This is a genomic window from Streptomyces sp. NPDC041784, assembly GCF_055591025.1.
The window spans coordinates 336,800-358,292 of the sequence record NZ_JBVJAB010000003.1 but is presented as its reverse complement, the minus strand read 5'-3'; the positions used below and the strand labels follow the sequence as shown (position 1 = coordinate 358,292).

Sequence of the window (21,493 nt, the reverse complement as noted above, 5' to 3'; positions counted from 1 at the left end):
GTGGGGAGGGGGGGCGGAGGGGGAAAGGAGGTCGAAGCCGCGGAAAAAGGCCCGGCCGGGAAGAGGGGGCCGGCCGGGTGGGGCGCCCCCTCCGCTCAAAGGGGAGCCCCACCCGGCCGGGGGGTGCGCGCCGCCCCCGTCCCCACGGTGCGGCGCGGTCAGGTCACCGTCCAGTCATCCCGTGGACGGCGGCCTGGGTCTGTCGCGGTCATGGAGCCCGAGCACCGGAAGTACGGCGGCCTCCACAAAGCGCAGCAAGTAGTCCTGGTCGGCGTATTCCCCGTCCACCACGGGACGGGCGCGGACCACGCCGAACATCTGGGCCGGGACGTACTCCAGCGCGGGATGGTCGGCGGCGATCTCACCGCGTTCGACGCCGCGCCGCAGGATCTCCCGCAGGGCCTCGATCTCGGGGTCGACCAGCGCCTCGCGCAGCGCCAGCGCGAGGTCCTGGTCCCCGGTGACGGCGTGACCGAGGGCCTGGAGCAGCTTGGAGTCGTTCGTCGACCAGCGGCCGGTGGCCCGCGCGGCCTCGCGCAGGTCGTCGGCGAGTGATCCGGTGTCGATGCCGGCCAGCCGCGCGGTGCGGCGCGAGCGCAGGGCGGCGACGACGAACTGGGGCTTGGTCTTCCACTGCCGGTAGAGCGTGGACTTGCTGCACCGGGTGGTGGCGGCGACGCCCTCCATGGTGACCGCTTCGTATCCGCACTCGCGGATCTGTTCGAGGACGGCGTCGAAGAACTCCTGCTCGCGCTGGGGCGTGAGCTTGGAGCGGCGCGTGGCGGTGACCGGCTCCGGTCCGTCCGCGGCCTGCGACGTCATCGTCTCTTCTCCTCCCGGCTCCTCTTCCGAGTCCGAGCCTGATTCCAGTGTGGCGTATGTCAATCGATACGCCAGTGTACCGGTACTCCCGCGTATCGGTACACTGCCGTATCGGTACGACATCGTATCGATCGATCAAACGCACCACCGTCAGTGAAGGGGCCGGGGGATGAATGCCCGCACCGAGCCTGGAGAAGCGGAGCCGGTCACGCCGGCGCGGCCGCCGATAGTCCGCGAGCTCCTGCTCGTCGCTGGACTCTTCCTCGTCTACAAGTTCGGGCGGCAGCTGGCCACGGGCCACACCGCCGAGGCCTTCCGCAACGCCCACGACGTGTGGGACGCCGAGCGGTGGCTGCGTCTGCCCGGCGAGGGCGCCGTGCAGTCCCTGCTGCTGCACGGCGACACCCCGGCCCAGGTCGCGAACACCTACTACGCGACCGTCCACTTCCCGGCCACGCTCGCCTTCCTGGTCTGGCTCTACCTGCGACGCCCGGCGCACTACGTCTGGGCCCGCCGGGTGCTGGCCGCGCTCACCGCGGCCGCCCTGGTGCTGCACCTGGCGTTCCCGCTCGCGCCGCCGCGGATGCTCGCGGTGACCGGGCTGGTCGACACCGCCCGCGTGTACGGCCCGTCGGTGTACGGGCCCCCGCAGACCGACCACCTCTCGAACCAGTTCGCGGCGATGCCCTCGCTGCACTTCGGCTGGGCGCTGATGGTCGCGATCGGCCTGATCGTCGCGACCCGGTCACGATGGCGGTGGCTGTGGCTGCTGCACCCGCTGCTGACCCTGCTGGTGATCGTGGGCACGGCGAACCACTACTGGCTCGACGCGATCGCGGCGGGCGCCCTGCTCGGGGTCGCGCTCGCCCTGATCCACGCGCCCCGCCGCACCGCGACCACCGCGGGGCGCGGGATGCCGCGGCCGGCTCCGGCGAAGGCCGGGGACCAGGTCCTGGTGGGGGCGGGCCGATGAGCGCCACCCTGCTCGCCGTCGTCCTCTCGCTGTTCTCCGCCGTCGCCTACGCGGCCGCGGCCGTCGCCCAGGAACGGCTGGCCTCCCGGTCCCCCGGGGCGGGCCTGGTGCGGCTGCTGGGCAGCGGCGCCTGGTGGTGCTCGGTGGGACTGAACGCCGCGGCCGCGCTGCTGCACGTGGTGGCGTTGCGGTACGGCCCGCTGACCGTGGTGCAGCCGCTGGGCGCGCTGACCCTGGTCGCGGCGGTGCCGTTGGGCGCGCGGGTCGCGGGACGACGGGTCGGCGCGGCCGAGTGGCGGGGCACCGCCTACACGCTGGCCGGTCTGGCCGCCGTCCTGGTCACCGCGTCGGGTCCGGCGCCCGAGGACGTGCTGAGCGCGCCCGAGGCGGTCGCGGTGGCCGGGGCGACGGCGGCGCTGATCGGCCTGCTGGCCCGGCGCGGCACCCGGCCCGGACTGCGGCACGCGACCGCGTCGGGCTTCGCCTCCGGGGTGGCCTCGGCGCTCACCCAGACGGTGACGGTGGCGGCGACGGACGGCTCGGCCCCCGTGCTGAGCGTGCAGGTGATCGGGGTGGCGCTGCTGGTCGCCGCGTTCGCGACGGGCGGGCTGCTGCTGTCGCAGACCGCCTACCGGGACGGCCTGGGCGCCCCGTTGGCCATGGTGACCCTGGCGAACCCGGTGGCCGCCGCGGTGATCGGCCTGGCCCTCCTGGGCGAGCGGCTCCAGGGCGGGCCCGCGGGCGTGCTGCTCGCGCTGGCCGGGGCGGGCCTCGCGGGACGGGGTGTCGTGCTGCTGTCGCGGGCCACACCGGAACCCGCTCCGGTGCTCCTCGCCCCCGTCGACGACGAGCATCCCGTGGCGGCGGTGCTCGCCCTGAAGCCGGGGACGGCGTCGGCCGAACCGGCGCTGCTGCCCCGGCCCGCGACCGGACCGGAGCACCTCACCGCGCTCTGACCGGCGTCAGCCGAGTCCGCGCGAGTCCTGCTTGAGCGCGGTGTCGACGGTCAGGGCCGTGGCGACGACCAGGCTCAGCAGCGGTTCGGGCAGCTGGTAGTGGATCTGGAGGACGTAGTTGTCCGCCGTGGTGAACATCGTCTTGGCGAGGCCCTCCCAGGTCTTGGTGATCCGGGCGACCTCGTTCTCCGCGTGGTCGACGATGGCGAAGTTCCACGCCCGCCAGTTCTCCGCCTTGATCGCGCCGATCTTCTGGCCGCCGGCGGTGATGGCAAAGTTGATCTTCCCGAAGACGTTCTGCTGAGCGATCTCGCCGACCGGCTGTCCGTCGGGACGGGTCACGATCACCCGCGACTTGAGGAACTTCCGGGGCCGGGTCAGCAGCAGCACCGGCTGCCCGTAGGCGTCGCGGATCTCCAGCCGGTGCGTCATGAACTGGTCGAGGCTGGCGACGAAGCGCAGGATCTTCTTCAGCGCGCTCTGCCCGACCTGGACGACCGAGCCGAGCTGATTGCCCTGCTGGTCCATGACCTTGTACTCGTTGGTCAGCTCGATCAGCTTCGCCTTCTGGTTCACCACCAGGACGGGCTCGCTGAACAGTGTGCCGCCGCCGGGGCCGCTCGGGGCGACCCCGGCCTGCTGCTGCACCTGCTGCTGGACGCGCTGGTCGGGGCCGGCCGGCTGGTGCGGCACCTTCGGCGCGGCCTGCGCCTGCTGGTCGGCGTGCGTGTGCTCGGTCCACTGGGCGCCGTCCCAGTAGCGCAGGGTCTGGGCGGCTCCGTGCGGATCCGGGTACCAGCCTGCGGGTGTGTTCGAATGCGTGGTCACCGGGGCACACTATCCCGAGCCCGTAGGGACCTGAACAGACCCCACCATGCGGTGTTCACCCGGCTTTTACCCCGGCACGGCTACTCCGTGACGATCGCCGGATCGCTCACACCCGGGCACCCGTTCTCGACATGTCCGGCGAACCGCCGCAGATAGGACGGGTCGGTGTCCGAGGTGACGGTGAGGTCGTACCAGCGCCGGCTCGCGCCCAGGTCGACGGTGCGCCGCACGACGGCACCCGCGCGCACCCGGACGGTCGTCGTGCGGGAGCGGTAGCCGTCCACCAGCTTCAGCACCGCGGTACCCGAACCCTTGTGGGTGAAGGTGAGTTCGACGTCGTCGCCGACGTGGCGGGCGACCACCTCGACTCCGGCGGCCTTCCCCTTGAAAGCGCGCAGGAAGCCGTTGGGGCCGTGCACGGTCAGGTCGTACGAGCCGCCGGAGTAGGCCGAGTTCCATGTGTCGGAGACGGTCTTGCCGGCGCCGGTCGTGTAGAACCACGGTCCGTCGGTGCGGTTGCCGGAGGTCACATGGAACGCGGCGCCGGCCTTGGCGCCGGAGGCGAAGGTGAGCGTGATCTCACCGGCCGCGCCGTCCGCCGAACCGTCTACGAACGGCGTGTACTTGAGTGGGCGGGTGCGGCGCGAGCCGCGCTCCTGCTTGGGCAGGACGCCCTCGGCGGGCGGGGCCGGCTTGTAGTCGGGGTGGCGCTCGCGGTCCTGGGGCTCGTAGCCGTCGGTGTCGGGGACGGGGACGGGCTCGGTGTCCTTGCGGGAGAAGTCGAAGGCCGCGGTCAGATCGCCGCAGACGGCCCGCCGCCAGGGCGAGATGTTGGGCTCGTGCACCCCGAAGCGGCGCTCCATGAACCGCACGATCGAGGTGTGGTCGAGGGTCTCGGAGCAGACGTAACCGCCCTTGCTCCAGGGGGAGATGACGAGCATCGGCACCCGCGGGCCGAGTCCGTAGGGGCCGGCGACGCGGTTCTTGTCGCCCGGGTAGAGGTCCAGGGTGACGTCGACCGTGGACCTGCCCCGGTCGTCGGAGGCCGGCGGGAGCGGCGGCACGACGTGGTCGAAGAAGCCGTCGTTCTCGTCGTAGGTGACGAACAGGGCCGTCTTCGCCCACACCGCCGGGTTGGAGGTGAGCGCGTCCAGGACCTGGGCGATGTACCAGGCGCCGTAGTTCGAGGGCCAGTTGGAGTGTTCGGAGAAGGCTTCCGGGGCGGCTATCCAGGAGATCTGCGGCAGCCGGCCCACCTTCACGTCGGCCTTCAGCACGTCGAAGTAGCCGTCGCCGTTCTTGACGTCGGTGCCGGTGCGGGCCTTGTCGTGGAACGGATCCCCGGGCTGCGCGTTGCGGTACTTGTTGAAGTACAGCAGCGAGTTGTCGCCGTAGTTGCCGCGGTAGGCGTCCTGGATCCAGCCCCAGGAGCCCTGTGCGTCGAGGCCGTCGCCGATGTCCTGGTAGATCTTCCAGGAGACGCCCGCCTGCTCCAGGCGCTCGGGGTAGGTCGTCCAGTCGTAGCCGAGTTCGTCGTTGCCGAGGACGGGGCCGCCGCCCCGGCCGTCGTTGCCCGTGTGACCCGTCCACATGTAGTAGCGGTTCGGGTCGGTGGAGCCGATGAAGGAGCAGTGGTAGGCGTCGCAGACGGTGAACCGGTCGGCGAGCGCGTAGTGGAACGGGATGTCCTCACGGGTGAGATACGCCATGGTGGTGGTGCCCTTGGCGGGCACCCAGTTGTCGTACTTGCCCCCGTTGTAGGCGGCGTGGCCGTCGGGCCAGCTGTGCGGCAGGCCTTCCAGGAACTGCATGCCGAGGTCGTCGGCGGTGGGGCGGAAGGGCAGCAGTTCGCCGGTGCCGTCCGGCTGGTGCCAGACCGACTTTCCGTTCGCGAGCGTGACCGGGCGCGGGTCGCCGAAGCCGCGCACGCCCCTCAGGGTGCCGAAGTAGTGGTCGAAGGAGCGGTTCTCCTGCATCAGGACGACGATGTGCTCGACGTCCTCGATCGACCCCGTGCGGTGGTTCGCGGGCAGCGCGGCGGCACGCTCGATGCTGCCGTTGAGTGCGGTGAACGCCGTGGTGGCGCCCGCGAGCTGGAGGAAGCGGCGCCGGTTGACTTCGGGCATGGGTGAGGGACCTCTCGACGGAAGGGTGTCTCGTCCGGCCGGTTCATGTCGGAAATGCGCGCGCCAGAAGTGTTCCAAGGGCACCGAACGTCAGGGAAGGGTCGGGTGGCGTCCGTGTGAAAGTCGACCGTACGCGAGGTGTGCACGGATCCGAGGTCAGCCCAAAGATCCCCAAAAGGGTGCCGACAGGTGCCGTGCAGGCCGCAGTTGGGCCGGAATCCGGCGGGATGGCCGAGAAACCGCGGCCCGGGCGCCGGGCGGACGGACGGCCAAGGGGCGGGTACGCGCCAATACCCTCCGAACCGCCCGCCCCGTCGATCCGCTGCGTCACACCCCGACTACAGTGCGCATGCACAGGGTTTCTGACGGCTCCACAGGTTCCCCACACATTCTCCACGGATGGAATATTTCCGGCCGATATGAGCATTCCGGGTGATCCACGGGGACGACGGCGCTCTCGCCGCCTGCCTAGCCTCCCGGGCCATGCGATCACCTCTGATGCGACGCCTCGGCCTCGCCACGTTCCTCGCCGCCGTCCTCGCCGTGTTCGGCCTGGCCCCCAGCGCGAGCGCGGACCCGGCACCGGCCGAGCTGACCTTCGCCACGAACAGCGCGACCGCCACGCCCGGCGGCACGGTGAACCTGTCGATGACGATCACCAACAACAAGACCTACGACATCTGGTTCGTGTACCAGAGCATCGACCCGACCTGGCTGACCACCCAGCGTCCGGACCTCAAGTACAGCTTCACCGGCTGCGCCCTGACCACGGCCGCCGGCAGCACCCCCTGCTCCGGGACCGGCCCGGCCAACCTGGGCGCCAACTACGGCTCCACGATCCCGCCCGGGCAGAGCCGTACGGTCACGCTGACCCTCCAGGTCGCGGCGGACTCCGGCTGCAACGGCAACATCGGGTTCTACTCGTACTTCTACGCCGAGTTCAGCGACCGCACGAGCATCAGCGGCGGGCCGGTCTACACGCCCGAGACGCGCGTGCTCTGCGCCTGATCGCCTGACTCTCCGTCAAAATCGGCCGGTCAGGGCAGGGATGACCTGAAATCGATCTAAAGCCAGACCCGCTCAGTGGTCTGGACCACTGGCAGTGCGCCCGGCGGACCCCGGCGGTCCGCCGGTGCGCCGTTCGGCGCCCGGACCAGCACACAGAGCCCTCACGCCCATCGGGCCCCACTGACCCCCGGACGGAAAATCGCATGATCAGGTTCCGTCATGGACTTGTGGGACACCTGCACTTTTCCGTCATGTTTCGCAGCATGACCACAAAAGCTACACAGACACACCACTATGTTGACGCGACGGATGCGGGACGACTGGCTTCTGAGGGGGACGCCGGCGTCACGCAAGGGGGTGCGTCCGCTCCATGAGAGCCGTGCTCACCCCTGCCCGGGGAGGGGACTTCACCGCATGAAGCGGACCACACGCACCACCGTGCTCACGGTGGGCGCGCTCATCGCCGCACTCGGCCTGCCGGCCGGCACGGCCCACGCCGACGACACCGCACCCCGCGTCGACCTGCGGGTCCTCGTGGTGAGCGACGGCGGTCCGGCCACCGACGCCATCGCGGCGGAACTGGCGGCGGCCGGTACCCCGTACACCGAGATCGACCTCACCGACGCCGGCCGCCCGGTGATCGACGCGGCCTTCCTCGCGGACACGGTGGACGGCCGGCCGCGCGCCAGGTACCAGGCGGTCGTCCTGCCCAACGACAACCCGTTCGCGGCCGGTTCGGCGGAGATGTCGGCGCTCGCCGCCTACGAGCAGACCTACGCGATCCCCCAGGTCGACGCCTACACCTACGCGCGTCCGGAAGCGGGTCTGCAGTACCCGGTCTACGGCGGCTACTCCGGCAGCCTCGACGGCGTCCAGGCCTCGGTGACCGCCGCCGGACAGGCCGGCCCCTTCGGCTACCTGGACGGCGCGGTGCCCTTCGAGGACAACGACGCGGCCGTGGGCGAGAGTTACGCCTATCTGTCGACGCCCGCGGCGGGCGCCGACTTCACCTCCTACGTCGACGCGCCGATCCCCGGGCGCACGACACGGGGCTCGCTGGTGGGCGAGTACCGGCACGACGGACGGCGCGAACTGGTCGTCACGTTCGTCTACAACCAGTACCAGCAGCAGTTCCGGCTGCTGGCCCGCGGCATCGTGGAGTGGATGACCGGCGGGGTCCACCTCGGCGCCTCCCGGAACTACTTCGCGGTGCACGTGGACGACGTGTTCGCCGCCGACGACCGCTGGAACACCACCCTCAACTGCACGCCCGGCGACGTCGACTGCACCGACCCGAACGCCACCCCCGACCCGATCCGGATGACCCCCACGGACGTCACCCACGCCACCGCCTGGCAGAACACCAAGGGCTTCACCCTGGACCTGGCCTACAACGCGGCCGGCACGGTCGACCAGCGCGCGGACAACAACGGCGCCGACCCGCTCGCCGACCAACTGCTCACCGACAAGAACCAGTTCCGCTGGATCAACCACACCTACACCCACGCCTTCCTCGGCTGTGTGCAGGACACCACGGTGGTGCCGTGGAAGTGCGACACCAATGCCGACGGCAGCACCAAGTGGGTCAGCCGCACGGAGATCTCCGACGAGATCGCCAACAACCGCGTCTGGGGCCAGAGCGCCGGACTCCCGCTGGAGAACGACGAGTTGGTCACCGGTGAGCACTCCGGCATGAGGGTGCTCCCGCAGCAGACCGAGGACAACCCCAACCTGGCGCTCGCCCTCGGCGACAACGCCGTCGGCTGGCTCGGCTCGGACAACTCCCGTGAGCCCGCCCAGCGTCAGCTCGGATCGGCCACGACCGTGCCGCGCTACCCGATGAACGTCTTCTACAACGCGGGCCGGGCCGCCGAGCAGGTCGACGAGTACAACTGGATCTACACCAGCCGCGCCCAGGGCGGCAGCGGCATCTGCGAGGACAACCCGGCCACCACCACCTGCCTGGCGGCGCCGCTGGACACCGCCACCGGCTACACCGGCCACATCGTGCCGCTGGAGACCCGCATCGCCCTCGGACACGTCCTCGCCAACGACCCCAGGCCCCACTTCATCCACCAGTCGAACCTGGCCGAGGACCGCATCGCCTACCCGGTGCTCGACGGTGTCCTCGACGGCTACGACGCCCTGTTCGACACGGACACCCCGGTGGTGAACCTGCGGATGAAGGACATCGGCGTCGAGCTGGAGCGCAGGGCCGCCTGGCAGGCCGCCCTGGCGGCCGGCCAGGTCACCGCCTACCGCATCGGTGACGCGGTGACCGTCGAGGCGCCCGACGGCGTGGCCGTCACGGCGTCCCTGCCCACCGGCACCACCCTGGCCGGCGGCGCGTTCGGGACGGCGTACGCGGGCGGGGTGTCCGGCTGGACGCCCGCCGCCGGCACTCCCCTGGCGTTCACCCTGCCGGCCTCCGCCGCGGCCCCGGCCGCCGACACCTCCGCCACCCTCGCGGCCACCCGCCCCGCGCCGGACACCCGTGTCCCCGCGGGCGTGACCGAGCAGGTTCCGCCCACCGCGGGCGACTGAACGGCGCACCGACCCAAGGACCGAACCGGCCGCGACCGCGCGGCCGGAACCCACCGGTGGCCCGCACCCCGGGCCACCGGGCACGAACCACCCCACACCTCGGCCGTGGAGCACATCGATGCACGTTCCCCACGGCGCGCGACGCCCCGGCGCGACGCGCGTCACCCTGCTCACCGAAGGCACCTACCCGCACAGTCACGGCGGCGTGAGCGTCTGGTGCGACCAGCTGGTCCAGGGCATGCCCGACATCGACTTCGACGTCATCGCCGTCACCGGCACCGGACGCGAGGCCGTCGTCTGGGACCTGCCCGCCCAGGTCTCCCAGGTCCTGTCCGTCCCCATGTGGGGCGCGCCGCCCGAGGGCCGCGCGCCGCGGGGCCGCGCCCGGAGCCGGCTCGCCGCCTCCTACGAGGAGTTCCTCACCGCCCTGCTCGACCCGCGCGCCGAGGACGGCTTCGCACCCGCCCTGTACGCGCTGGCACGGGCCGCCGCCGACGGAGCGCTCAGCCCGTTCCTGCGCGGCGACCGGGCGATCACGATCCTCACCTCGGTGTGGAACCGCCCCGGTCTGGCCGTGCGCGAGGCCCGGCCGACCGTGCACGACGCGCTCACCGCGACCGCGCTGCTCGAACACGCCCTGCGCCCGCTGGCCGCGCCGCCCCCGCACACGGGCGTCGCGCACGCGGTGAGCGGCGGCGTCGCCGCCCTCCCGGGCCTGGCCGCGCTCGACCGGTACGGCGTCCCGCTGCTGCTGACCGAGCACGGCGTCTATCTGCGCGAGCGCTACCTCGGCTACCGCACCGCGCCCTACCGCTGGCCGGTGAAGGCGGTCGTCCTCGGCTTCTTCCGGCTGCTGGCCGAGGAGAGCTACCGCCGGGCCGCCCTGATCACGCCCGGCAACCGCTACAACCGGCTCTGGGAGGAGGAGGGCGGTGCCGACCCGGAGTCGATCCGCACGGTCTACAACGGCGTGGACCCGGCCGCGTTCCCGCCCGCCGGGCCCGAGCCGAGCACGCTCACCCTCAGCTGGGCGGGCCGGGTCGACCCGATCAAGGACCTGGAGACCCTGATCCGGGCCTTCGCCCTGGTGCGGGAGCGGCTCCCGGACGCCCGGCTGCGCTTGTTCGGGGGCACCCCGCGCGGCGGGGAGGCGTACCGGGAGCGCTGCGAGGCGCTGGCCGCGGAACTCGGGCACGCGGACGCGGTCACCTTCGAGGGCCGGGTCGACGACATCAAGGACGCCTACGCGGCCGGGAACGTGGTGATGCTCTCCAGCATCAGCGAGGGCTTCCCGTTCACCCTGATCGAGGCCATGTCGTGTGGGCGGGCCACCGTCTCCACCGATGTGGGCGGGGTCCGGGAGGCGGTCGGCGACACCGGGCTCGTGGTGCCGCCGCGCGACCCGGAGGCGATGGCGGCCGCCGCGCTGGAGCTGCTGGGCGACCCGGCACGGCGCCGGGCGATGGGCGAGGCGGCCCGGCTGAGGGTGATCGAGCAGTTCACCCTGCGCCAGACCATCGACACCTTCCGCTCCATCTATCGCGAACTGCCCGCTCTGGAGCGGGCGTCGGCGCCGATACCGGCTCCGCCGGCACCGCTCGTCGCGCCGGTCGGCACGGTGGCCGGATGAGCGGGCCGATCTCCCTGGAACCCGGCGGCGCCGAACAGGACACCCTGGCGCTGCGGCTGGCCGAGACCCGGCCGCCGCGCCGCCGTCCCCGCTGGGCCGCCGACGACAGCACGCTCGCCATCCGGCTGCCCCGGCACGGCCCCGACGAGGAGGCGGTCAGCCGGCTCGCCGCCGAACTCGCCGACCGCGTCGGCCCCGCCGTCCACCCCTACGAGGTGGCCGCGCTGCTGGAGGCGGAGGGCCTGTCCGCCTCGCTGATCAAGGAGCGCTACGGCCATCCCAACCTGTTCTCGCTGGCCGCCGCGCTGTACGAGCAGGTGCCGCGGACCTTCCCGGAGCCCGCGCGGGCACCCGACCCCTGGCGGCCGGACACCGTGCGCTGCCTCCTGCGGGGCGTGCTGTTCGCGCTGCCGGGCCTCGCCTATCTGCTCACCGCGCCCCTGTGGAACGCCGGCCGGCACGCCCCCGCGCTGATCGTGGCGGGGCTGGTCTCCTGGGCCTGGGGGCAGGCGCTCGGCCACCGCGCCCATCTGCGGATGGCGACCGGGCGGCGGGAGGCGGGCCGTACGCTGCTGGTCGGCGCGCCCGTCGGGGCGGCCCTGGCCACGGCGGCCGGTGCGGTGCCCGCCGGGGGCGGCCCGGTGACGCTGGTGGCCGCCGCGCAGTCGCTGTACCTGGCGGCCGCCGGGGTGCTGCTGGTGCTGGCCCGGGAGCGGCTGCTGCTCGCCGCGCTCTCCCCGCTGATCGCCGGTGCCGCCGTACTGCCGTGGTGGGAGCCGGGGGACGTACCGCGGGCCGGGCTGCCGGCGCTGGCCCTGCTCGCCACGCTCGCCGTGACCGGCCGGACGCTGGCGACGGCGCTCGCCGCCCCGGCGGTGCCCGGCGCCGTACGGCCGAGCCCGCTGTGGTCCCTGCCGTACGGCCTGTTCGGGCTGGCGGCCGGGGTGCTCGTGCTGCTGGAGGGCGGCCGGGAGCCGTACGCGGTGATCGTGCTGACCCTCAGCATGGGCCCGGCGGAGTGGCTGCTGTACCGCTACCGGGGCCTGTCGGTCGCCGCGCTGCGGGCCACCGCCACGCCCGCCGGGTTCCTGCTGCGCTCGGCCGGGATCCTCGGGCTCTGTCTGCTCGCCTATCTGCTGCCCCTGTGGCCGGCCGCCCTGCTGACCGGCGCCGAACCGGCCGCGCTGCTGCTGCTCGCGGCCGCCCTGTGGACCGCCCTGCTGCTCCAGGCGTTCGGGGCCGCCTGGCCGTCGGCCCTCATCTGTCTCGCCGCGGCGGGGGGTGCCGGGGCCGTCACACTGCTCGACCTGCCGCCGGGCCCGGCCGCCGCGCTCTCCCTGTGCTGCGGCGCGGCCGCCCTCTGTCTGGCGGCGTGTGCGCTGTGGCAGCTCGGCCGCCCCGCGCCACACGCCTGAGCGACGCGCCCGCCCGGCGCGTCCGCCGCTCCTCCCCACGGCTCGTCACCCAACCCCCCCACATCCAACCGATTGGAAGGACACCGGAGTTGACCTCCACACCGCTCGCCGCCGTCACCGGAGCCGAGGGTTTCATCGGCTCCCATCTCACCGAGGCGCTGGTCGCCTCGGGACACCGGGTCCGCGCCATGGCCCAGTACAACTCCTTCTCCTCGTACGGCTGGCTGGAGACCCTGCATCCGGACGTTCTGGAGCAGGTGGAGATCGTCCTGGGCGACGTCCGGGACCCGGGCTCGGTCCGGGGTCTGCTCGAGGGGGCCGACACCGCCTACCATCTGGCCGCGCTGATCGCGATCCCGTACTCCTACCAGGCGCCGCACAGCTATGTGGACACCAATGTCACCGGCACCCTCAACGTGCTGGAGGCCGTGCGCGCGCTGGGCACGCCCCGGCTGGTGCACACCTCCACCAGTGAGACGTACGGCACCGCGCAGACCGTGCCGATCACCGAGGACCACCCGATCAACACCCAGTCGCCGTACGCCGCTTCGAAGGCGGGCGGGGACCGGCTGGCGGACAGCTACCACGCGAGCTTCGACACCCCGGTGGTGACGCTGCGGCCGTTCAACACCTTCGGGCCGCGCCAGTCGATGCGCGCGGTGATCCCCACCGTGATCGGCCAGGTGGCCGCCGGGGAGCGGACGATCACCCTCGGCGATCTGCGGCCGACCCGGGACTTCACCTTCGTCAAGGACACCGCGCAGGCGTTCCTCGCCGTCGGCTCCGCGCCCGCCGAGCGGGTGGTGGGCCGCACCTTCAACGCCGGGACCGGCGGGGAGATCTCGGTCGGCGACCTGGTCCAGCTGATCGGCAAGGTGATGGACACCACGCTCGACGTGCGTGAGGACACCGCCCGGATCCGGCCCGCGAACTCCGAGGTGATGCGGCTGGTCGCGGACGCCACCCGGCTCGCGGCGGCCACCGGCTGGCAGCCCGCGCACTCCCTGGAGGAGGGCCTCGGGCACACCGTGGAGTTCTTCCGCGACCCCGCCAACCTGGCCCGCTACAAGACCGGCATCTACAACATCTGAGCCCCGTCCGGCACATCGCGAGCACATCCGAGAAGGAGGAGACCCATGCACGCAGTGATCCTGGCGGGAGGCAAGGGCGTCCGGTTGCGGCCCTACACCACCGCGCTGCCCAAGCCGCTCGTCCCCATCGGCGACCAGCACGCCATCCTGGAGATCGTGCTGCGCCAGCTGGCCACGGCCGGCTTCACCCACGTCACCATCGCCATCGGCCACCTCGGCGAGATCATCCGCGCTTACGTCGGCGACGGCTCGGCCTGGGGCATGCAGATCGACTACGCCACCGAGGAGAGCCCGCTGGGCACCATGGGCCCGCTGCTCACCCTGCGCGAGCGGCTGCCCGAGACGTTCCTGGTGATGAACGGCGACATCCTGACCGACCTCGACTACGCGGACGTGCTGCGCACGCACCGGGAGTCGGGGGCGCCGCTGACCATCTCCACGTACGCCCGCAAGGTGCACATCGACTTCGGGGTGCTGACCACCGACTCGACCAAGGTGGTCGCCTTCACCGAGAAGCCCAGCATGGACTACCGGGTCTCCATGGGCGTCTACGGCCTGTCCCGCTCGACCCTGGAGGGCTACACGGCCGGACTCCCGCTGGGCTTCGACGAGTTGGTGCTGGACCTGATAAGGGCTCAGAACCAGCCGCGCGCCTACGATTTCGACGGCTACTGGCTGGACATCGGGCGACCCGACGACTACGACCGGGCCAACGCCGAGTTCACCACCCGCAAGTCCCATCTGCTCAAGGGAGCCTGAGCACCCCATGCGCATTCTCGTCCTGGGCTTCACCGGCTATCTCGGAGCCCATGTCGCCGAGCGGCTGCGGGCCCTGCCGGGCGCGCTCGTCCTCGGGGCCGGCCGCTCCCGCCACGCCGCGTTCGGCGTCGACCTCGCCACGGCCCGTCCGGAGGAGCTGGCGAAGACCCTGGCCTCGGCCGCGCCCGACGCGGTGGTCAACTGCGCGGGTGCGACCGGCGGCGACGCCGTGACCCTCGCCGAGGTCAACGCGCGCGGCCCGGCGGTGCTGTGCGCGGCGCTGCGCGAGGCGGCTCCGGGGGCCCGTCTGGTGCACCTGGGCTCGGCCGCCGAGTACGGCCCCGGTGTCCGGGGCACCCCGGTCACGGAGTCCGCGGCGACCTCTCCGGCCGGCCCGTACGGCGCGACCAAGCTGGCGGGCACGGCCGCGGTGACCGCGTCCGGGCTGGACGCGGTGGTGCTGCGGGTGGGCAACCCGGTGGGCCCGGGGGCGCCGGCCGCCGGGCTGCCCGGCCGGATGGCGGCCCTGCTGCGGGAGGCGGGCCGGGGCCCGGACGCGGTGCTGCGGCTGGGCGATCTGTCCGCGTACCGTGACTTCGTGGACGTACGGGACGTGGCGCGGGCCGCCGAGCTGGCGGTCACGGCCCCGGGTCCGCTGCCGCCGGTTTTGAACATCAGCGCGGGCCGGGCGGTCCCGGTGCGCGAGCTGGTGCTCGGTCTGGCGGCGCGGGCCGGCTTCCGGGGCCGGGTCGAGGAGACGGTGGACGGCGGCCGTTCGGTCCGCTCGGGCGACGTGTCCTGGCAGTGCTCCGACATCGGCGCCGCCGCGCGGGCCCTGGGCTGGCGCCCGGCCCACACCCTCGACGAGGCGCTGGCCGCGCTGTGGGAAGGCGACGGCACGCCGTGAGCCTGCTGATTCCGCTGTATGTGCACCCGGCCGACGATCCGGGCGCGTGGCACCGCCTGATCCAGGCGGCCGGGCGTACGTACGGCGTGATCCTCAACCCGGCGAACGGGCCGGGTGAGCGCCCCGACCCCGCGTTCGCCGCGGCGGCCGGGGCGCTGAGGGAAGCGGGTGCGCGGGTCCTCGGCTACGTCGACACCGACTACGGGGTGCGGGAGCGGGCCGCGGTCGTCGCCGACGTGCTCCGGCACCAGGAGTGGTACGCGGCCGACGGCTGCTTCCTCGACCAGGTGACGGCGACGCCGGACGCCCTGCCCGCCTGCCGGCGGCTGGTGCGGACCGTGCGCAAGCAGGGCGCCGGGACGGTGGTGCTGAACCCGGGGGTCCACCCGGCGCGCGGGTACGCCCGCCTCGCCGACCTGACCGTCACCTTCGAGGGCCACTGGTCGACGTACGTCTCGGCGTTCAGCCGGCCGGAGTGGACCGCCCGGCATCCGCCCGAGCGGCTCTGCCATCTCGTCTACGGCGTCCCTCAGGCGCTGGTCCCGCTCGCGGTGCGCACCGCGGGCGAGCGGGGCGCGGCGGTCTGCGGCCCCGTGACCGGCGAACTGCCCAACCCCTGGGGAGAGTTGACCCCCGCACTGACCGGAACGGAGCCATGAGGCACACGGTACGAGGGATCCTGCTGGCCTGCGCGCTGGCGCTGGCGGGCTGTTCCGGGACGGGTGACGCGGGCGAGGGCGCTACGGCCGCTCCGTCCGACCGGGCGCGCTGGAAGCCCCGCCCGGGGCTGGCCTGGCAGTGGCAGCTGAACAGCCGGGTCGACCCGTCGGTGGACGTGCCCGTCTACGACATCGACGGCTTCGAGAACACGGCCGCGGACGTGGCCCGGCTGCACCGGGACGGCCGCAAGGTCATCTGTTACGTCAACGTCGGCGCCTGGGAGGACTTCCGGCCCGACAAGGACGCCTTCCCCCGGTCGGTCCTCGGCAGGGAGAACGGCTGGGCGGGCGAGCGCTGGCTCGACATCCGGCGGGTCTCCGTGCTGCGGCCGATCATGGAGCGGCGCTTCGACATGTGCGCCGACAAGGGGTTCGACGCGGTGGAGCCCGACCTGGTGGAGGGCTACGGCAACGACACCGGCTTCCCGCTCACCGCCCGCGACCAGCTCCGCTACAACCGCATGATCGCGGACATCGCGCACGAGCGCGGCCTGTCGGTGGGCCTGAAGAACGACCTCCCCCAGATCCCCCAGCTCCTGCCGCACTTCGACTTCGCGGTCAACGAGGAGTGCGCGCAGTTCGACGAGTGCGCGCGGCTGAGCCCGTTCATCGCGGCCGGGAAGGCGGTGTTCCACGTGGAGTACGCGGAGCCGACGAGCAGCTTCTGCGCCGAGTCACGGCGGCTGCGGCTGTCGTCGATGCGGAAGAAGCTGGAGCTGGGGGTGTGGCGCAAGCCGTGCTGACCGCCGGCCGCGCCCCGTGGGACCCGTGCCGGCCGTCTGCCTACTGTGTGGGCAGCGAGCGACGCCCTGGCCACAAGGAACCCCATGCCCCACAGCCCCGCCCCCGCGGTCTCCCCCGGAACCAGCCGCAGCACGTCGGCCACCATCGCGCCGAACATCCTGCGCTACCTCGCCCTGGTCGCCGACGACAGGTACGGCGTCGACCTCCGGCCCGAACTGACCCGGGTGGGGCTGGACGAGACGGTGATGGGTTCGGCCGCGCTGCGGGTGTCCTACCGGCAGGGCAGCGCCGTGATCCGCCGTGCCGTGGAGCTGACGGGTGACGCGGATCTGGGCCTGCGGGTCGGTGCCGCGCAGCATCTGACCGCGTGGGGGCTGCTCGGCTTCGCGCAGCTGGCCGCCGGCACCCTGCGGGACGCCATCGAGACGGGGCTGCGCTTTCAGAACCTGTCCGGGGCCATGGTCGTCTGGTCGGCCACGACGGAGGACTCCGGGTACGTGCTGCGGTCCGAGCTGCCCGACCCCGCCCTCGATCCGGCGGTCGCGGTCTTCCTCGTCGAGGAGGCGTTCGCCAGCGTCGTCACGCTGACCCGGCTGAGCGCCGGCACCGAATTCGTTCCGCGGTCGGTCGAGTTCGCGTTCTCCAGCCCGCGCGACCCGGCACCGTTCCGCGAGCTCTTCCGCTGCCCGGTGCGGTTCGGCACCGCCGAGAACCGCCTGGTGTTCCCCGCCGCCTGGGCCGCGCGGCCGATGCCGGGCCGCGACCCGGTCACCTACGCCTCGGTGCTGGACCTGCTGGAGGAGCAGATGGCGTCCCGCCGCGACCAGCAGGACCTGCTGGAGGTGCTGGAGATCTCGATCGCGCAGGGGCTGCCCGAGGTCCCCTCCTTCGTCGAGCAGGCGCGTCGGCATGCCTCCAGCGAGCGCACACTGCGCCGCCGCCTGGCCGAGTGCGGCACGACGTACGAGGCGGTCGTCGACGGCGTGCGCCGCGAGCGGGTCGAACAGCTGCTGCGCCGACCGGAACTGACCCTGCGCGATGTCGCCCGGCAGGCTGGCTTCTCCGACGTACGCGCCCTGCGGCGGGCGGTGCGCCGCTGGCACGGGGTGGCTCCGGTACTGCTGCGCCGGAGCGTTCTGGACCGGGAGGGGCCCGGCGGTGTCTGAGCCCGGCCCCCGCCGGCCTCAGCGGGTACGGATCCAGACCGTCTTCTCCCTGGTCCACTGCTCGAAGGCGTTCGTGGACTTCTCCGCTCCGCCGAACCCGGACTGCTTCCAGCCGCCGAAGGGGGTCGCGAGGTCGCCCTCGCTGTAGGAGTTGACGGAGACCACGCCGGCCTGGATGCCGCGTGCCAGCCGGAGGGCCAGGTCGAGGTCCCGGGTCCACACGGAGGCGGCGAGCCCGTATTCGGTGGCGTTCGCCAGGCGTACAGCCTCGTCCTCGGCGGTGAAGGTCTGCACGGTGACGACCGGCCCGAACAGCTCCTGGGTGAGGATCGTGCTGTCGGCGGGAGCGTCGGTGACGACGGTGGGCGGATAGTAGGCGCCGTACGGGTGCAGGCCGTCGGGCAGCCCGGCGGTGTGCGACCGTGCGCCGGCGGCGACCGCCTCGTCCACGGCGGCGGCGATCCGATCCCGTGCCGTACGGCTGATCAGCGGGCCGATCCGGGTGTCCGCCTCGGCCGGATCGCCGATGCGCAGCGCCCGGGCCGCGGCGGTGAACCGGGCGAGGACCTCGTCGGCGATGTCCCGGTGGACCAGGATCCGGGAGCCGGCCGTGCAGTTCTGGCCCATGGTCAGGAAGGCGGCCTCGATCATGTGGTCGATGAGTTCGTCGCCGTATGCGAGGGCGTCCGGCATCAGGACCTGGGGGCTCTTGCCGCCCATCTCCAGGGAGACCCGCTTGAAGTTGGTCGCCGCCGCGTCGGCCAGGACGCGGCGCCCGGTGGCGGTGGAACCGGTGAACGACAGCGCGCGCACCAGCGGATCGCGGGCGAGGGCGGAGCCGGTGACGGAGCCGTGGCCGGTGAGCACGGTGAGCACGCCGTCCGGCAGGCCCGCCTCGGCGGCGAGCCCGGCCAGGTGCAGGGTGGACCGCGGGGTCGCCTCGGCGGGCTTGAGGAGCAGGCTGTTGCCCGCCGCCAGTGAGGGACCGACCTTCCAGGCGGCCATGGCCAGCGGGTAGTTCCAGGGCAGGATCGCCGCCGCCACCCCGACCGGCTCCCGGCTCACCAGCCCCAGGCCGTCGTATCCGGTGGGGGCCACGCGCCCGAAGACCTTGTCGGCCGCCTCCGCGAACCAGCGGATCGACTCGACGGCCGACGGCACGTCGCCCGTCCGGCACTCCGTGATCGGCTTGCCCGCGTCCTCGCTGTCCAGCCGCGCCAGGATCTCCGCGTCGCGCTCCATGAGGTCCGCCAGACGCAGCAGCACCGCGGCCCGTTCCCGCGGCGACCGCCCCGACCAGGCGCGGCTCTCGAAGACACGGTGGGCCCGCTCGGCGGCCGCCGCGACCTCGCGCGCGCTCGTGGCGGGCACCGTCGTGAGCAGTTCTCCGGTCGCCGGGCCGACGACGTCGAGCGGGTCGCCCGGGTCGGTACGCGTCCCGCTCATGCCTCCTCCACCAGTTCCCACCGGCCGCCGGTCCGCCGGGCCAGCCCCCTGCGGCGCAGATCCTCCAGATAGCGGGCCATGCCCCGCTCACCGCGCCTGCGGAACAGCGGGAACAGCTTCGGCAGCAGGTTCGGCGCCAGCATCGCGCACCGCACCAGACGGGATTCGCCGGGCCGGGCGTAGGCCTCCAGACGGGGCTTGTCCAGCAGGCTCACGACAGCCCTGACGACAGCGGCCGGCTGCTGCGGCGTGTCCTGGAACTGCATCGAGTTACCGCCGTCCACGGCCTCCTGCCGGAGCATCCGGGTATCGGTCGCGGACGGCAGCACCGAGCCGGCCTTGACGCCCTTGCCCCACAGGTCCAGACCGATGGCGAGCATCGCGCCGCGCAGCCCGAACTTCGACGCGGTGTAGATCGGGGTCTCGCCCAGCGGGAAGATCCCGCCCAGGGACACCGTGGTGACCACCCGCGGATCGCCGGAGGCCCGCAGCAGCGGGAGGGCGAGCCGGGTGGTGACCAGCGGGGAGGTCAGATTGAGGGCGATCTCCCGCTCGATGCTCTCGACGCTGCGCGCGTCGAAGCGCTCGGAGCTGGTCATCCCGACGTTGTTGACCAGGACGTCCAGGCGTCCGTGGACGGCGGCGACCTCGTCGCACATCCGCTCCACGGCGGTACGGTCCAGCAGGTCGCAGCCGAGGCCCAGATGCCCGCCGCCGGGAAGTTCCCCGGCGACCCGTCCCGCCCGGGCCTCGTCGATGTCGACGACGACACAGCGGGCGCCCGCCGAGGCGAACCGGTGGCACAGGGCGCTGCCGATGCCGCCCGCGCCGCCCGTGACGGCGATGACCTTGTCGCGGAAGTCGTACGTCATGACGCCACCGCCTCGCGGCGCACGGACGTCACCCGCGGCGGCAGTCCCTCGGTGCGCCAGCCCAGCGCGGCGGCGACCTTGGCCATGTGCTTCACGATGGCCTCGCTGTGGACGTACCCGGTGTGGCGGGGCGAGTCGACGAACCTCAGTCCGCCGGTCAGGTCCGGACGGTCGCTGCGGATCAGCCGGGCGAACCGCTGTGCGCTCGGCAGCCCGTGCCGGCTGTCGTGGACGAACCCGGCGATCAACTGCGCCTGGGTGTCGAAGAGCCGGTAGGCCCCTGAGTTCGTCTCCACGAAGCCGACGCCGAACAGGCCCTCGTGCTCACGGCTGAACGACGACAGGTACAGGTCCGGGTGCCGCTCGTCGCCGAAGTACCGCTGCGCGACGGGCACTTTGTGCAGGTAGCCGGTCGCCAGCAGGATCAGGTCGAAGTCGTCGCTGGTGCCGTCGGTGAAGTGGACCGTCCGGCCGGCGGTGCGGGCGATGCCGGGCCGGGCCGTGATGTCGCCGTGCTGAAGGTGGTGGATCAGCATCGAGTTGATCGCGGGGTGGGTCTCGAACAGCTTGTGGTCGGGCTTCTGCAGACCGAGTCGGCGCGGATCGCCGTTGACGAGCCGCAGGAGCCCGCCGAAGAGTCTCTGCTGAAGCCACATCGGCAGGTGCGGTCCGCCCGTGGCGATGGTGTCCACCGGCCGCCCGAACAGGTGCTTGGGGATGAACCAGTAGCCGCGGCGCATGCTGATCGCCGCGGAGCCGGCGGCGCGGGCCGCGTCGCAGGCGATGTCGAGGCCGGAGTTGCCCGCACCCACCACCAGCACCCGCTTGCCGCGCAGCTCCTCACTGCTGCGGTACGTGACCGTGTGCCGGACCTCGCCGGTGAAGTCGCCCGGCAGATCGGGGACATCGGGGTGCCACTGCGCCCCCGTGCACACCGCGACCTGCCGGTGCACGCTCGCCCGCCCGTCGGCCCGGGTGACCGTCCAGGTGCCGTCCGGGTTCTTCTCCACCTCCCGGACCTCGGTGCCGAACTCGATCCGCTCCCGCAGCCCGTACGCCTCGGCGAACGACGTCAGATAGGACAGGATCTGCCCGTGCGGGGGATAGTCCGCGAAGTGGTCCGGCATCGGATACCCGCCGAAGCCGGACAGGGTCCTGCTGGAGATGAAGTGGGCCGACTCGTACATCGGGCTGCCGGGACTGTCGATGTCCCACAGCCCGCCCGGCCCCGTGTGGCGCTCGATGTGCGTGTACGGCAGACCCCGCTCCGCCAGCGCTCTCGCGACGGCCAGTCCCGCGGGTCCCGCCCCGATCACGCATGTGTCGCCCTGGTTCTCTGTCACCGGGTGCTCCTTTCCCTGACGCCTCACAAGGTGTTGCCGGGAACCTATGCACCGGACTTTCAGCCGGAACTGACCCGGGCGGCCACACAGGGGACCGCAGCGGCCAGCGCCCGGCCGCCGCGGTCACGGAGGAGGAGGTCGGAG

Annotated in this window: 18 protein-coding genes; 12 read left to right on the top strand and 6 right to left on the bottom strand. The window is 72.7% G+C overall.

Annotated elements, in window-relative coordinates; genetic code table 11:
- Window positions 1-174: 174 nt before the first annotated feature.
- On the bottom strand, window positions 175-822 hold the full coding sequence (locus ACZ6D7_RS08295) for a TetR/AcrR family transcriptional regulator (protein WP_469485370.1): 648 nt from the start codon (window positions 820-822) through the stop codon (window positions 175-177).
- A gap of 169 nt (window positions 823-991) precedes the next feature.
- Between ACZ6D7_RS08295 and ACZ6D7_RS08290 the strand changes: the two genes are divergently transcribed.
- Complete coding sequence (locus ACZ6D7_RS08290; RefSeq protein ID WP_469485367.1) at window positions 992-1,795, top strand: phosphatase PAP2 family protein; 804 nt, start codon at window positions 992-994, stop codon at window positions 1,793-1,795.
- Window positions 1,792-2,751 (top strand): DMT family protein, encoded by a 960-nt coding sequence (locus ACZ6D7_RS08285; protein ID WP_469485365.1) that lies wholly within the window; start codon window positions 1,792-1,794, stop codon window positions 2,749-2,751. The genes ACZ6D7_RS08290 and ACZ6D7_RS08285 overlap by 4 nt, the downstream gene beginning before the upstream one ends.
- 6 nt (window positions 2,752-2,757) lie before the next feature.
- Here the strand turns inward: ACZ6D7_RS08285 and ACZ6D7_RS08280 are convergent, their stop codons facing one another.
- Window positions 2,758-3,579, bottom strand: coding sequence for an LURP-one-related family protein (locus ACZ6D7_RS08280; protein ID WP_469485362.1), 822 nt, complete (start codon window positions 3,577-3,579; stop codon window positions 2,758-2,760).
- Between the two features lie 80 nt (window positions 3,580-3,659).
- Window positions 3,660-5,705 carry a phosphocholine-specific phospholipase C gene (locus ACZ6D7_RS08275; RefSeq protein WP_469485359.1) on the bottom strand — a complete coding sequence of 682 codons (2,046 nt, stop codon included), beginning with the start codon at window positions 5,703-5,705 and terminating at the stop codon, window positions 3,660-3,662.
- A 483-nt stretch (window positions 5,706-6,188) separates the two neighbouring features.
- Between ACZ6D7_RS08275 and ACZ6D7_RS08270 the strand changes: the two genes are divergently transcribed.
- The 10 genes from ACZ6D7_RS08270 (at window position 6,189) to ACZ6D7_RS08225 (ending at window position 17,688) form a co-directional block, all read left to right on the top strand.
- Window positions 6,189-6,713 carry a hypothetical protein gene (locus ACZ6D7_RS08270; RefSeq protein WP_469485356.1) on the top strand — a complete coding sequence of 175 codons (525 nt, stop codon included), beginning with the start codon at window positions 6,189-6,191 and terminating at the stop codon, window positions 6,711-6,713.
- Between the two features lie 414 nt (window positions 6,714-7,127).
- Window positions 7,128-9,257, top strand: a complete 2,130-nt coding sequence (locus ACZ6D7_RS08265) for a hypothetical protein (protein WP_469485353.1) — start codon at window positions 7,128-7,130, stop codon at window positions 9,255-9,257.
- Between the two features lie 118 nt (window positions 9,258-9,375).
- Window positions 9,376-10,887 carry a GT4 family glycosyltransferase PelF gene (pelF, locus tag ACZ6D7_RS08260; RefSeq protein WP_469485350.1) on the top strand — a complete coding sequence of 504 codons (1,512 nt, stop codon included), beginning with the start codon at window positions 9,376-9,378 and terminating at the stop codon, window positions 10,885-10,887.
- Entirely contained in the window at window positions 10,884-12,302 is a 1,419-nt protein-coding gene (locus ACZ6D7_RS08255; protein WP_469485347.1) for a hypothetical protein, read from the top strand. The genes pelF and ACZ6D7_RS08255 overlap by 4 nt, the downstream gene beginning before the upstream one ends.
- Window positions 12,303-12,391: 89 nt before the next feature.
- On the top strand, window positions 12,392-13,393 hold the full coding sequence (locus tag ACZ6D7_RS08250) for a GDP-mannose 4,6-dehydratase (RefSeq protein ID WP_469485344.1): 1,002 nt from the start codon (window positions 12,392-12,394) through the stop codon (window positions 13,391-13,393).
- A 45-nt stretch (window positions 13,394-13,438) separates the two neighbouring features.
- Window positions 13,439-14,152 (top strand): nucleotidyltransferase family protein, encoded by a 714-nt coding sequence (locus ACZ6D7_RS08245; RefSeq protein ID WP_469485341.1) that lies wholly within the window; start codon window positions 13,439-13,441, stop codon window positions 14,150-14,152.
- A gap of 7 nt (window positions 14,153-14,159) precedes the next feature.
- Window positions 14,160-15,059 carry an NAD-dependent epimerase/dehydratase family protein gene (locus ACZ6D7_RS08240; RefSeq protein WP_469485338.1) on the top strand — a complete coding sequence of 300 codons (900 nt, stop codon included), beginning with the start codon at window positions 14,160-14,162 and terminating at the stop codon, window positions 15,057-15,059.
- Window positions 15,056-15,718, top strand: coding sequence for a spherulation-specific family 4 protein (locus ACZ6D7_RS08235; RefSeq protein WP_469485335.1), 663 nt, complete (start codon window positions 15,056-15,058; stop codon window positions 15,716-15,718). Before ACZ6D7_RS08240 ends, ACZ6D7_RS08235 begins: the two co-directional genes overlap by 4 nt.
- Complete coding sequence (locus ACZ6D7_RS08230; RefSeq protein WP_469485333.1) at window positions 15,715-16,521, top strand: endo alpha-1,4 polygalactosaminidase; 807 nt, start codon at window positions 15,715-15,717, stop codon at window positions 16,519-16,521. Before ACZ6D7_RS08235 ends, ACZ6D7_RS08230 begins: the two co-directional genes overlap by 4 nt.
- Before the next feature lie 84 nt (window positions 16,522-16,605).
- On the top strand, window positions 16,606-17,688 hold the full coding sequence (locus ACZ6D7_RS08225) for an AraC family transcriptional regulator (protein ID WP_469485330.1): 1,083 nt from the start codon (window positions 16,606-16,608) through the stop codon (window positions 17,686-17,688).
- Window positions 17,689-17,706: 18 nt separating this feature from the next.
- Here the strand turns inward: ACZ6D7_RS08225 and ACZ6D7_RS08220 are convergent, their stop codons facing one another.
- The 3 genes from ACZ6D7_RS08220 to ACZ6D7_RS08210 are packed head-to-tail and all read right to left on the bottom strand — an operon-like array spanning window position 17,707 to window position 21,349.
- The gene (locus ACZ6D7_RS08220; RefSeq protein WP_469485328.1) at window positions 17,707-19,134 is read right to left on the bottom strand and encodes an aldehyde dehydrogenase family protein; all 1,428 of its coding nucleotides are present in this window, start codon (window positions 19,132-19,134) and stop codon (window positions 17,707-17,709) included.
- Window positions 19,131-20,006 carry an SDR family NAD(P)-dependent oxidoreductase gene (locus ACZ6D7_RS08215; protein ID WP_469485325.1) on the bottom strand — a complete coding sequence of 292 codons (876 nt, stop codon included), beginning with the start codon at window positions 20,004-20,006 and terminating at the stop codon, window positions 19,131-19,133. Before ACZ6D7_RS08215 ends, ACZ6D7_RS08220 begins: the two co-directional genes overlap by 4 nt.
- Window positions 20,003-21,349 carry a flavin-containing monooxygenase gene (locus ACZ6D7_RS08210; RefSeq protein ID WP_469485322.1) on the bottom strand — a complete coding sequence of 449 codons (1,347 nt, stop codon included), beginning with the start codon at window positions 21,347-21,349 and terminating at the stop codon, window positions 20,003-20,005. Before ACZ6D7_RS08210 ends, ACZ6D7_RS08215 begins: the two co-directional genes overlap by 4 nt.
- Window positions 21,350-21,493: the final 144 nt, after the last annotated feature.